This is a genomic window from Thermomonospora echinospora (assembly GCF_900108175.1).
In the GTDB taxonomy this organism is placed as follows: domain Bacteria; phylum Actinomycetota; class Actinomycetes; order Streptosporangiales; family Streptosporangiaceae; genus Thermomonospora; species Thermomonospora echinospora.
Map to the genome: position 1 here is coordinate 243263 of NZ_FNVO01000006.1, position 12913 is coordinate 256175.

General features: G+C 73.3%; 9 protein-coding genes. 5 read left to right on the plus strand and 4 right to left on the minus strand.

The window, feature by feature from the left end; translation table 11 throughout:
• Positions 1 to 22: 22 nt before the first annotated feature.
• Positions 23 to 853 (minus strand): NAD(P)H-binding protein, encoded by an 831-nt coding sequence (locus C4U03_RS16810; RefSeq protein ID WP_103938720.1) that lies wholly within the window; start codon positions 851 to 853, stop codon positions 23 to 25.
• A gap of 81 nt (positions 854 to 934) precedes the next feature.
• Between C4U03_RS16810 and C4U03_RS16815 the strand changes: the two genes are divergently transcribed.
• The 3 genes from C4U03_RS16815 to C4U03_RS16825 all read left to right on the plus strand — a co-directional run bounded on the left by C4U03_RS16815 (position 935) and on the right by C4U03_RS16825 (position 5368).
• Positions 935 to 1939, plus strand: coding sequence for an AraC family transcriptional regulator (locus C4U03_RS16815; RefSeq protein ID WP_103938721.1), 1005 nt, complete (start codon positions 935 to 937; stop codon positions 1937 to 1939).
• A gap of 54 nt (positions 1940 to 1993) precedes the next feature.
• Positions 1994 to 4291, plus strand: coding sequence for an ExeM/NucH family extracellular endonuclease (locus C4U03_RS16820; RefSeq protein ID WP_103938722.1), 2298 nt, complete (start codon positions 1994 to 1996; stop codon positions 4289 to 4291).
• A 69-nt stretch (positions 4292 to 4360) separates the two neighbouring features.
• Entirely contained in the window at positions 4361 to 5368 is a 1008-nt protein-coding gene (locus C4U03_RS16825; RefSeq protein WP_103938723.1) for an LLM class flavin-dependent oxidoreductase, read from the plus strand.
• A gap of 131 nt (positions 5369 to 5499) precedes the next feature.
• On the opposite strand, the gene gabT is transcribed toward C4U03_RS16825, so the two are convergent.
• A complete protein-coding gene (gene gabT, locus C4U03_RS16830) occupies positions 5500 to 6864 on the minus strand; it encodes a 4-aminobutyrate--2-oxoglutarate transaminase (RefSeq protein ID WP_103938724.1) in 1365 nt (454 codons plus the stop codon).
• Between the two features lie 85 nt (positions 6865 to 6949).
• Between gabT and C4U03_RS16835 the strand changes: the two genes are divergently transcribed.
• Both C4U03_RS16835 and C4U03_RS16840 read left to right on the plus strand, forming a co-directional pair.
• Positions 6950 to 8383 carry a PucR family transcriptional regulator gene (locus C4U03_RS16835; protein WP_103938725.1) on the plus strand — a complete coding sequence of 478 codons (1434 nt, stop codon included), beginning with the start codon at positions 6950 to 6952 and terminating at the stop codon, positions 8381 to 8383.
• An 86-nt stretch (positions 8384 to 8469) separates the two neighbouring features.
• On the plus strand, positions 8470 to 9900 hold the full coding sequence (locus C4U03_RS16840; protein ID WP_103938726.1) for an aldehyde dehydrogenase family protein: 1431 nt from the start codon (positions 8470 to 8472) through the stop codon (positions 9898 to 9900).
• Here C4U03_RS16840 and C4U03_RS16845 read toward each other — a convergent pair.
• Entirely contained in the window at positions 9872 to 11263 is a 1392-nt protein-coding gene (locus C4U03_RS16845; protein ID WP_103938727.1) for a sensor histidine kinase, read from the minus strand. The two genes, C4U03_RS16840 and C4U03_RS16845, sit on opposite strands and share 29 nt — an antisense overlap.
• A 467-nt stretch (positions 11264 to 11730) precedes the next feature.
• The gene (locus C4U03_RS16850; protein WP_200827281.1) at positions 11731 to 12849 is read right to left on the minus strand and encodes a PP2C family protein-serine/threonine phosphatase; all 1119 of its coding nucleotides are present in this window, start codon (positions 12847 to 12849) and stop codon (positions 11731 to 11733) included.
• Between the last annotated feature and the right edge of the window lie 64 nt (positions 12850 to 12913).

Sequence of the window (12913 nt, forward strand, 5' to 3'; positions counted from 1 at the left end):
GCCGCAGGGGCGGGCGTCTCGGTCAGGACACGTCCCACACGCCGGTGGCGGCGGCCGAGCGAGCGTAGTCGGTGAAATCCCGGGGGGCGCGGCCCAGTGCCTGCCGTACGCCGTCCTCAAGGTGGGAGTTGCGGCCGTCCATGACGGTCACGAACAGGTAGGTCAGGAAGTCGACGTACTCGGCGGGGACGCCGGCTCCCTTGAGGACGTCCGAGTACTCGTCCGGCGGGACCTGGGTCAGGCGGATGTCACGCCCGGTCGCCGCGGACAGTTCCGTGACGACGTCGGTGAAGGTCAGCAGGCGGGGGCCGGTGACCTCGTAGAGGCGACCCGCATGGCCGTCCTCGGTGAGGGCCGCCACCGCCACATCGGCGATGTCCTCGGCGTCGATGTACGGCTCCGGCGCGGTTCCCGACGGGACGACCAGTTCGCCGCCGAGGACCGAGCCCAGCAGTTCGCCCTCGCTGAAGTTCTGGGCGAACCAGCTCGCGCGGACGATCGTCCATTCGGCGCCGCCGTGGCGCACGATCCGCTCGCACTGCTGGGCCATCTCCTCGCCCCGGCCGGACAGCAGCACCAGCCGCCGCACGCCCGCCTCCGCCGCGGCCTCGGTGAACGCTTCGATCGCCGCGGGCGCCTGCGGGACGGCCAGGTCGGGGAAGTACGACACGTAGGCCGCTCCGACGTCGTGCAGGGCGGGCGCCCAGCCGGCGGGGTCCTCCCAGTCGAAGGGGGGCTCGGCGGAGCGGGAGCCGATCCGTACCGGCACGCCACGGGCCTTGAGCCGTTGCGTTATGCGGCGGCCGGTCTTGCCGGTGCCGCCGAGGACCAGGGTCACGTCGTTGTCTGCCATGCCCTCCAGTGAAGCGGCGGCGGGTGAGACGAGCCATGGCCGAAAAGCTCTCTTCCATACGCAAGCGTCTACACTCGGATCATGGACGCGCTGGCGGGCCTGCTGGACGGGCCGAGGGCACGGGGGGCCTTCCTGCTGCGGACCGCCCTGGATCCGCCCTGGGGGCTGCGGATCCAGGACAGGGCGCCGCTCACGCTGATGGTGGTGCTGCGCGGACATGCCTGGGCGATGCCGGACGAGGGCGAGCCGGTCCAGGCCCGCGCCGGGGACGTGATGATCGCGCGGGGGCCGGACCCGTACACGGTGGCCGACGATCCGGCCACACCGCCTGGCATCGTCATCCACCCCGGCGGGCGCTGCGCGACCCCGGACGGGCGGGACCTGTACGACGAGATGCTGCTGGGCGTGCGAACCTGGGGCACCGGCCCGGACGCCGCGCACCAGATGCTGGTCGGGACCTACCAGATGAGCGGTGAGATCGGCGGGCGGCTACTGGACGCGCTGCCCGCGCTGCTGGTGCTGCCCGGCGAGGCACTGGACTCACCGCTGGTGACACTGCTCGCCGCGGAGATGGCCAGGGACGAGCCCGGCCAGGAGGTCATGCTGGACCGGCTGCTGGACCTGCTGCTCATCACGGTGCTGCGGGCCTGGTTCGCCCGGCGGGAAGCGGCGGCCCCGGCCTGGTACCGGGCGCATTCCGACCCCGTGGTGGGCCGGGCGCTGCGGATGCTGCACAACGACCCGGCGCGCCCGTGGACGGTGGCCTCGCTGGCGGCCGAGGCGGGCGTGTCCCGCGCCGCCCTGGCCCGCCGCTTCACCGCACTGGTCGGCGAGCCGCCGATGGCGTACTTGACCGGCTGGCGGCTGGCACTGGCCGCCGACCTGCTGCGCGAGCCGGACGCCACCGTGGGCTCGGTGGCCCGGCAGGTGGGGTACGCCGGCCCGTTCGCGCTCAGCGCGGCGTTCAAGCGGGTACGCGGCGTCAGCCCGCGGCAGCACCGGTCCAGGGTCCTCCATGACCGACACGACCACCCGGCAAATCTCCGCAAGCCCGTCGAATCCGGCGATCAATCACAAATTGATTGAGGGTTCACGAACGGTTCTTCCGCCCGGTGATCCACGGTGCCTACTCTCGCGCGCATGCCCCGAACTCCAGCAGCCCGCACCGCGGCGGCCCTGTCGGCCGCCCTCGCCGCCGGCCTTCTCGTCGGCCTCGGCGCCACCGGCGCCCAGGCGGCCCCGGGCGACGTCGTGATCAGCACCGTCTACGGAGGCGGCGGCAACACCGGCGCTCCGCTCACCCATGACTTCGTCGAGCTGTTCAACCGCAGCTCCTCCCCCGTCGAGCTGGCCGGCTGGTCGGTGCAGTACACCAGCGCGACCGGCACCGGGCACTTCGCCGCCAACAGGGTCAACGTCACCGGGACGCTGGAGCCGGGCCAGTACCTGCTGATCCAGATGGCCGGCGGCGCCAACGGCGCGCCACTGCCGCCCGCCGACGTCACCGGCTCGATCGCGATGGGGGCCACCGGCGGCAAGGTCGCACTGGTGCGCTCCACCCAGGGCCTGGCCTGCAACGGCGGGTCGGCGCCCTGCACCGAGACGCAGCAGGCACAGATCGCCGACCTGGTCGGGTACGGCAACGCCAACTTCCACGAGGGCGCGGGCCCGGCCCCCGCCCCGTCCAACAGCAGTGCCGTCGTCCGCGCGTCCGGCGGGTGCGCCGACACCGACGACAACGCCGCCGACTTCACAGTCGCCGACCCCGCGCCCCGCAACACCGGCAGCGCCAAGACGCCCTGCGGACCCGCCCGGGAGCCGGACTGCGTCACCCCGGCGACGCACCAGATCGCCGAGGTCCAGGGCACCGGCGGCAGCACCCCCCTGTCCGGGCGCACCGTACGCGTCGAAGGCATCGTCACCGGCGACTTCCAGCGCGGCGACCAGCTCGGCGGCTTCTACCTCCAGGACCCGACCCCCGACGACGACCCGGCGACCTCCGAGGGCCTGTTCGCGTTCGCGGGCCCCGGCCTGGGCGACGTGAAGGTCGGCGACCGGGTACTGGTCACCGGCCGGGCCATCGAGTTCAACGGGCTGACCGAGCTGTCGCCCGTCACCGCCGTGGACGTGTGCGGCACCGGCACGATCCTGCCCAGCTTCCAGCACCTGCCGCGCCCGGCGGACGTCACGTTCGAGCCGCTGGAGAACATGCTGGTCACCTTCCCCGAGCGGCTCACCGCCACCGAGCACTACCAGCTCGGGCGGTACGGCGAGGTGACGGTGGCCGGAGACGGGCGGCTGTTCCAGCCGACCGACCGGCCCGGCGTCTCGCAGGCCCTCAACGACCGTCAGCGGCTGCTGATCGACGACGGCTCCAACCGGGAGAACCCGCCGTCCGTCCCCTACACCTCGCCTGAGGCGGTGCGGCTCGGCGACACCGTCAGCGGGCTGACCGGCGTGCTGAGCTACGGCTTCAGCCGGTACCGGCTCCAGCCCACCCGGCCGGTGACCTTCCAGCGGGAGAACCCGCGCCCGGCCGCCCCCGGCTCGGTCGGGACGGCCAACGTGAAGGTGGCGTCGTTCAACACCCTCAACTGGTTCACCACGCTGGACCGGCGCGGCGCCGACACCCCGCAGGAGCAGGAGCGCCAGATCACCAAGCTGGTCGCCGCCCTCCAGGGCCTGGACTCCGACGTGGTCGGCCTGATGGAGGTCGAGAACAACGGCGACACCGCCGTCAAGGCGCTGGTCGACCGGCTCAACTCCGTGGTGGGCGCGGGCACCTACTCGTGGGTGCGGCACCCCGACCCCGGCACCGACGAGATCCACGTCGCGCTGATCTACCGGACCGGCGCGGTCGAGCCGGTGGGCGAGGCCCGGTCGTCGGCCGATCCGATCTTCGACCGGCCGCCCCTGGTGCAGACCTTCCGGCGCGTCTCCGGCGGCGAGTCGTTCACCGTGCTCGTCAACCACTTCAAGTCCAAGGGCTGCGACGAGGCCACCGGCCCCGACGCCGACCAGGGCGACGGGCAGAGCTGCTGGAACGCCAAGCGCGTCAAGCAGGCCCAGGCGATCGCCGCGCTGGCCGCCGACGTGCCGAACCCGCTGGTGATCGGCGACCTGAACGCCTACGGCGAGGAGGACCCGATCAAGACGCTGGAGGCGGCCGGCCTGACCAGCCAGACCGAGCGCTTCGTCGCCGAGCGGCGGCGCTACAGCTACGTGTTCGACGGCCAGTCCGGCGAACTCGACCACGCGCTGGCCGGGCCGTCCCTGGCCCGGCGGGTCACCGGCGCCACGATCTGGCACATCAACGCCGACGAGCCCAACATCCTCGACTACAACACCGAGTACAACCCGCCGTCACTGTACCGGCCCGACGCCTACCGGTCCTCCGACCACGACCCGGTGATCGTCGGCCTGCGGCTGCGCGACTGACCGCACCGGACGCGGCGGGCGCGTGGCCGATCGGGAAGACGGCCACGCGCCCGCCGGTTATCACCGGTCATGAGCATTCCGTTCTCCGTTCTCGACCTGGCCCCCGTGGTCAGCGGCTCCACCTCGGCACAGGCCCTGCGCAACACCCTCGACCTGGCGCGGCACACCGAACGGCTGGGGTACACCCGCTACTGGCTGGCCGAGCACCACAACATGCCCGGCATCGCCAGCTCGGCCACGTCCGTGCTGATCGGGCAGGTGGCCGCCGCCACATCACGGATCCGGGTCGGGTCGGGCGGGGTGATGCTCCCCAACCACGCGCCCCTGGTGGTGGCCGAGCAGTTCGGCACCCTGGAGGCCCTGTATCCGGGGCGGATCGACCTGGGCTTGGGCCGCGCCCCCGGCACCGACCCCGCCACCGCCCAGGCGCTGCGCCGCTCGACCTCCCCGCTGTCGGCCGACGACTTCCCCGAGCAGGTCATCGAACTGCAGCGCTACTTTGACGAGCACAGCCCCGTCACCCCGGCCGCCGGCAACCGGCCCCCGATATGGCTGCTGGGCTCCAGCGGCTTCAGCGCCCGTCTGGCAGGGCTGCTGGGCCTGCCGTTCGCGTTCGCCCACCACTTCAGCGCGGAGAACACCCTGCCCGCCCTGGAGCTGTACCGCGAGTCGTTCCGTCCCTCGGCCGACCTGGAACGCCCGTACGCGATGATCGCGGTCTCGGTGACGGCCGCCGACACCGACGAGCGGGCCAGGGAACTGGCCCGCCCCCAGGCCCTGCAGTTCCTACGACTCCGCCAGGGCCACCCCGGCCCCCTGCCCTCCCCAGAGGAGGCCGCCGCCCACCCGTACACCCCCCTGGAACGCGACCTCATCGACCACCGCCTCTCCACCCAGGTCGTAGGCGGCCCCGACACCGTCCGCACCCAGATGGACACCCTCATCAAGGCCACCGACGCCGACGAGGTCATGGTCACGACCAGCGTCTACGACCACACCGACCGTCTCCGCTCCTACGACCTGCTCGCCACCCTCTACAACCTGACCGCCACCGAACCGGCCCAATCCGCTCACTGAGAGAGGACCGGCTCCCAGAGGGGTTCCGTGCGAGTGAGCCTCACCGCATGTGGTGCGGCCCGTTTCGGGCGAGCGGGTCGATGGCCGCCCCGGACGTCGTTGGCCGGGGCGGCGGCTCGGTGGGGGGCGGGTCAGCTCTGGGTGGTGGCTTCGAGGGCCTCGGTGAGGATGTCCAGGCCCTCGTTCAGGAGGTGCTCGGGGATGACCAGGGGCGGCAGGAAGCGCAGGACGTTGCCGTAGGTGCCGGCGGTCAGAACCAGCAGGCCGGACTGGTGGCAGTGGCGGACGATCCGGGCGGTCAGGTCCGGGTCGGGGTCCTTGGTGCCGGGGCGGACCAGTTCGATGGCGATCATGGCGCCGCGGCCGCGGACGTCGCCGATCTGCGGGTGGCGGGCGGCCAGGTCGCGCAGCCGGGGCAGCATGATCTCGCCGATGCGGCGGGCCCGCTCGACCAGCTTGCCCTCCTCGATCTCCGCCAGGACGGCCAGCGCGGCCTCGCAGGCCAGCGGGTTGCCGCCGTAGGTGCCGCCGAGGCCGCCGGGGTGGACCTTGTCCATGATGTCGGCGCGGCCGGTGACGGCGGCCAGCGGCAGCCCGCCGGCGATGCCCTTGGCGGTGGTGACCAGGTCGGGCACCACGCCCTCGTGCTCGCAGGCGAACAGGTCGCCGGTGCGGGCGAAACCGGTCTGCACCTCGTCGGCCACCAGCAGGATCCCGTTGGCCCGGCAGAACTCGGCCAGCGCGGGCAGGAAGCCGGGGGCCGGCTCGATGAAGCCGCCCTCACCGGCGATCGGCTCGATCACCACGGCGGCCACGTTGTCGGCGCCGATCTGCTTGGTGATCTGGTCGATGGCCTGCGCCGCCGCCTCGGGGCCGCAGTTGTCCGGGCCGGTCGGCCAGCGATACGGGTAGGCCAGCGGCATCCGGTAGACCTCGGGCGCGTACGGGCCGAACCGGTGCTTGTAGGGCATGTTCTTGGCGGTCAGCGTCATGGTGAGCAGCGTGCGGCCGTGGTAGCCGTGGTCGAAGACCACCACGGCGGGCCGCCCGGTGGCGTACCGGGCGATCTTGACGGCGTTCTCCACCGCCTCGGCGCCGCTGTTGACCAGGATCGAGCGCTTGTCGTGGTCGCCGGGGGTGAGCCGGTTGAGGGCCTCGCACACCGCCACGTACGACTCGTACGGGGTGACCATGAAGCAGGTGTGGGTGAACCGGCCGGCCTGCTCGCGCACCCGCCCGGCCACCCGGGGGTTGGCGTTGCCGACGTTGGTGACCGCGATGCCGGAGCCGAAGTCGATCAGCGAGTTGCCGTCCACGTCCACGAGCACGCCGCCGCCCGCGTCGGTGACGTAGACCGGCAGCGTGCTGCCCACGCCGGGCGGCACCGCGCCGACACGCCGCTGCTGCAGCTCCCGGGAACGGGGACCGGGGATCTCGGTGACGAGGCGGCGCTCCTGCGGCAGCTCGGACACGCCGGCGGTGTATTCGCTGGTCATGGCGCGACCATAAGCCGGAAACCGCTTAGGCTGAACCGTACATGCCGTCCATTGGCCGCCGTCCGATTAGACACTGTGGAGAGACGTGCCCCCCACCCTCGCGGCGGTCGCCGCGCTGCCCCAGCTGGACCTGCGGATCCTGACCGGCGCGCCGGACGCGCTGACCGCCGAGGTGTGCTGGGTGGCGGTCAGCGAGCTGGAGGACCCCACCCCCTTCCTGGAGGGCGGCGAACTGCTGCTCACCACCGGGATGCGGCTGGACGCCGCGGGCGCCGAGCCGTACGTGGCCCGGCTGGTGCGGCGCGAGGTGGCGGGTCTGGGCTTCGGGGTGGGGCTCGGGCACCCGTCCGTCCCCGGGGAGCTGGTCGACTCGGCCGCCGCGCACGGCCTGCCGCTGGTGGAGGTGCCGCGCAGGACGCCGTTCATCGCGATCGGCAAGGCGGTGTCGCGGATGCTGGCGGCCGAGCGGTACGAGGCCGTCACCCGCGCTTTCCAGGCCCAGCGCAAGCTGACCGGCGCCGCACTCAAGGGGCCGCAGGCGCTGATCGCCCGGCTGGCCCGCGAGCTCGGCGGCTGGGCGCTGCTGCTCGACCCCGACGGCGCCGTCCGGCACGCCGCGCCCGACGGCGCCCGCGAGCAGGCCACCGAACTCGCCGGAGAGCTCGACCGGCTGCGCGGCGGGGGCGCCAGCGCGGCGCTGTCGGGCCGGGACTTCCACGTGGTGATCCAGGGCATCGGCGTGGCCGGGCGGCCCCGCGGGTTCCTCGCGGTGGGCACGGCCGAGCCGCTGCCGCCGGTTGCGCACACCATCGTCGGGGCGGCGGCCTCGCTGCTGACGCTGCGTTCGGAGTCCTCCCCGCCCGGCCGGGCGCTGCGCGCCGCGCTGGCCGGGCTGCTGCTGGGCGAGGAGCCCGGCCCCGGGCTGCCCGGCCTGCCCCGGTTCCCGGTCCGGGTGCTGGCCTGCGCGGGCGGGCGGGCGGTGCTGGACGCGCTGGACGCCGGGCCGTTCGCCGAGCGCTGCCTGGCGCTGGAACGGCCGGACGGCGCGGTGGTGATCGTCGCGGACGGGCAGGCCGAGCAGGTGATCGCCACGGCCGCGGCCACCGGCCCGGTCGGGGTCAGCGGGCCCGCCGCGCCGGACGCCCTGGACGGCGCGCTGACCGAGGCCGAGCGGGCGCTGGCGGCGGCCCGGCGGCTGCGCCGCGACGGTCCGGCGGTGCTGCGGTACGGGGAACTGCCCGGACAGGGCGTGCACGGGCTGCTCGACCCGCAGGCCGCCCGCGGGTTCGCCGACGCGCTGCTGGCGCCGCTGCGCGCCGAGGACCCCCAGCTCGTCCGTTCCCTGCACGCCTACCTGGCCGCCAACGGGCAGGGCGAGACGGCCGCGCGCAACCTGGGCGTCCACCGGCACACGCTGCGCCACCGCATGCGCAGAGCCGCCGAGATCCTCGGCCGTGACCTGGACGACCCCGGGGTCCGCGCCGAGCTGTGGATCGCGCTCACCCTCCCGGCCCGCTGAACGGTGTCCACCGCGGACTGCCGGCGGCCCCCGGTTGGACACTGTGGACGGCCACCGGAGGGCGGTGCGCGGATAGCGTGGAGGGCATGACCCAGGTGAGCCCCTTCTGGCTGGCCGGACGGCCGGCGACCGGCGACGGCGAGATCGTCGTGACCCACCCCTATGACGGCCGTGTCGTCGGTGCCGCGTCGGTGCCGACGCAACAGCAGGTCGAGGAGGCGGTGGCCGCCGCCCACGCGGTGCGCGCCCAGGCCGCCGCGCTGCCCCTGCACGTGCGGGCCGAGGCCCTGGCGCACGTCGCCCGGCGGCTGGCCGAACGCGCCGAGGAGATCGCCCGGCTGATCACCGGGGAGAACGGCAAGCCACTGCTGTGGGCGCGCGGCGAGGTGGCCCGGGCCGTCTCGACGTTCCGGTTCGCCGCCGAGGAGACCCGCCGGTGGAGCGGCCACACCCAGCGGCTGGACACCGAGCCCGCCGCCGCCGGGCGGCTGGCCTACGTCACCCGGGTGCCGCACGGCCCGGTGCTGGCGATCACGCCGTTCAACTTCCCGCTCAACCTGACCGCGCACAAGGTCGCCCCGGCCATCGCGGTGGGCGCCCCGGTGCTCGTCAAGCCCGCCCCGGCCACCCCGCTGTCGGCGCTGCTGCTGGGCGAGATCCTGGCCGAGACCGAGCTTCCCGAGGGGATGTTCTCGGTGCTTCCGGTGCCCAACGACCGCGCCTCCGCCCTGGTGGAGGACCCGCGGCTGCCGGTGGTGTCGTTCACCGGGTCCGGCCCGGTGGGCTGGGCGATCAAGGATCGGGTGCCGCGCAAGCACGTGACGCTGGAACTCGGCGGCAACGCCGCGGCCGTGGTCTGCGCCGACGCCGACCTCGACCACGCCGCCGCCCGCCTCGGGCTGTTCTCCAACTACCAGGCCGGGCAGAGCTGTATCGCGGTGCAGCGGGTGTACGTGGCCCGCGAGGCGTACGAGGAGTTCGTGCCCAGGCTCGTCGCCGCGGTCGAGGGGCTGGTCACCGGGGACCCGTGGCAGGACACCACCCAGGTCGGCCCGCTGATCAGCGTGGACGCCGCCGAGCGGGTCGAGACGTGGGTGAAGGAGGCCGTCGAGGGCGGGGCCGAGGTACTGACCGGCGGCGTCCGCGACGGCGCCGCCTACGCGCCGACCGTGCTGGCCGGCGTGCCCGCCGACGCCCGGGTCTCCTGCGAGGAGGTCTTCGGGCCGGTGCTGATCGTGCAGCCGTTCGACGGGCTGGACGAGGCGTTCGAGCTGGTCAACGCCTCCCGTTACGGGCTGCAGGCGGGCGTGTTCACCCGCTCGCTGGACGTGGCGTTCCAGGCCGGCCGACAGCTGGAGGTCGGCGGCGTGGTCATCGGCGACGTGCCGTCCTACCGAGCCGACCAGATGCCGTACGGCGGGGTCAAGGAGTCGGGGGTGGGCCGCGAGGGGCTGCGCTCGGCGATGGAGGACTTCACCTACGAGAAGGTCATGATTCTGACCGGCCTGTCTCTTTGAGGGGCAGCCGCAGGACCAGCAGCGCACCGCCCTGCTCGCTGTCGCCGATGACGAGGGTGCCGCCGTGGGCGTTGACGATGTCCCGGGCGATCGGCAGGCCCAGCCCGCTGCCGTGCGCGTCGCGCTGACGGCTCTCCGGCAACCGCTGGAACCGCTGGAACACCCGATCCCGGTCCTTGAGCGGGATGCCGGAGCCGTCGTCGGCGACCTCCAGGACGGCCTCCTCGCCGTCCCGGTAGACCGAGATGCGGATCTCCGAGCTGGCGTGCCGTTCGGCGTTGTCCAGCAGGTTGGTCAGCACCCGCACCAGCTGGGTGCGGCTGGCGTAGACGATCAGCGGACGCGCGACGTCGTGTACGTGGACGTGCACCGGGACCTTGCGGGGCCGGTCGGTGGCCTCGGCGCGGGCCAGCTCGCCCAGGTCGACCGGCCCGCGTTCGGAACGCACCCCGGCGTCCAGCCTGGCCAGCATCAACACGTCGGTGACGATCCGCTGCAGCCGGTCGGCATCGGCCAGCGCCGCCCGCGCCACCGCCGGCCAGTCCTCATCATCCGGGTGGGCCAGGGCCACCTCCAGCTGGGCGCGCAGCCCGGTCAGCGGGCTGCGCAGCTCGTGCGAGACGTCGGCGACGAACCCGCGCTGTGCCTCCACGAACCGCTGCAACCGCTCCAGGGTGATGTTGACCGACCGGGCCAGGTCGGCCACCTCGTCGTCGGTGTCGGGCACGGTCACCCGCCGACCCATGCAGCCGCCGGTGATCTGCGCCAGCTCGCGGCGCATCAGCGCGAACGGCCGCAGCGCATGGCCGACCGAGACCCACACGGTCCACCCCACCAGGCCCAGCACCAGCGGGAGCATCGCCCCGGCGACCAGGCTGAAGACCCGCCGGAACTGCTCCACCTCCCGCATCGAGGCCGCGGCCAGCGCGATCCGCGGTCCGTCCGGGGTGTTCACCCGCTCGGCGACGACGTACAGCGGGGTGGACTGGCCCGGCACATGCACGACCCGCCGCACCGGCCGGCCCTCCCGGCCGGGCCGAACATCGTCCACCAGCGGGCGGCCGCGCAGCGCCGGGCTGCTGGCGATCACCCGGCCCTGGTCGTCGGCGATCTGCAGCATGAAGAACCCGAACACCCGGGAGACCATCTCCGGGGGTGGAGGGCCGCGCCGGGCCGTGTCGGCGACCTGCCGCACCGCGACGGTCCCGCGCTCCCGCAGCTCCCCCATGATCTGCCTGTGCATGACCCCGAAGAGGACCAGCAGGCCCAGGCACATGACCAGGCCCACGATCCCCGTGGCGATGAAGGTCAGCCGCCACTGGACAGACCGCCGAGAGGCATGCCGCCGCTCGTCCTCCGCCACGCGTCGTCAACCCTCCCTCGCCGATGACCGTGTCCTCCGCGGGGGGTTGGCCGGCTGAAATTACAAAGAATCAGCAGAGCTTGTTGTAACCGAGGCATTGCCCGGCGAAACCTGGATCCGGCCCCGGATCGAAGGCCGGCGCCCAGAGGACCGTCCGTCCCGAGGACCGTCCGTCCCGCCGGGACCGGTCCACGGACACGCGTCCGTGCAAGCGGAACCTCCCACCCCTGGGGTACCGCTTGCACGGACGGCGGTCCACCGCGCCTTCCGCCGGCCGTTCGTCTTCGTACGTCGAGGAGGATCCCGTTCGACGACGAACCGGGCCGGTCTGCCGGCGCGGCCCCGTTCCGTCCCCTCCGGGGAGGGGGCCGGCTCGGTGACCTGTTCTCTACTGTGCCGGGCGCGAGTTCATCCCGTGCTACATCGAGGTGACGATCACGTTTCCAGCGCCCCGGGATCAGGTGCCGTCAGCGGCGCCAGATCAGCACCAGGGCGCAGTCGTCGTCGCGGGCGGCGGCCATGGTCTCCACCAGTTCCTTGGCGCCCTTGCCGAAACCCTGCGGCACCAGCCGCTCGGCCTCGGTCAGCAGCCGGTCGATCCCGGCGTCCAGGTCCTGGCCGGGCGCCTCGACCAGCCCGTCGGTGTACAGCAGCAGCGCGTCGCCGGAGCGCAGCGTCCCCCGCTCGGGCTCGCAGCGCAGCTCGGGCACCACGCCCAGCACCACGCCCTTGGCCGAGTTGACCTGCCAGGTGCCGACGGTGGAGTCGAACTGGGCGGTCGGCGGGTGCCCGGCGGACTCGACCACATAGTCCCCGGTGGTCAGGTCCAGCACCAGGTGCACCGCGGTCACGAACCCCTCGTCCCAGCGCTGCCGGTGCAGGTAGTCGTTGCACGAGGGCAGGAAACGGTCCGGCTGGATCGATCCAAGGAGCCCACCGAAAGCCCCCGACAGCATCAGCGCCCGTGTCCCGGCGTCGACGCCCTTGCCGGAGACGTCCACCAGCGCCACCTCCAGCGTCTTGCCGTCGCAGGAGGAGACCACGAAGTCGCCGCCGAAGGAGGAGCCCCCGGCCTGCAACAGCACCACCTGGGCTCCCCAGCCGGGCGGCAGCGGCGGCATCTCGCCCTGCCTGCGCAGCCGGTCGCGCAGCTCCAGCAGCATGTACTCGCCGCGCAGACCCTGCACGCCGAGCTGCTGGCGGGTACGGGCCAGGGTCAGCGCCAGCACCGCCGTGATGACCACGGTGGCGATCATGCCGGGGCCGACCTTGGCGACGCTCAACTGCCACATGTCGTACCCGAGCATCACCGCCACCACGCCGAGCAGCGCCACCAGGCTGCGCACCCGCAGCAGTAGCCCGCCGGCGAGCACGGTCAGCACCAGCGCCCCGGACGGCGCCCACGCCTCCGACCAGGTGGCGCTGAAGCCCAGGCCGACGGCCACCAGGGCCAGCACGACGAACATGTAGCGTTCGCGGGTCAGCCTGCCTCGTCTGAGCCACTGGTAGAACCGCACGAGAACGGGGATGCGGCGCAGGAAGGCGCGCACCCTCGGCGGCAGAAGGTGGACCAGACGTTGAAGCATCTCCGGCACTGTACCCAGCAACCACCCCCTCCGGCGGGAATCCGCGCCAGGGATGACGTGTTGT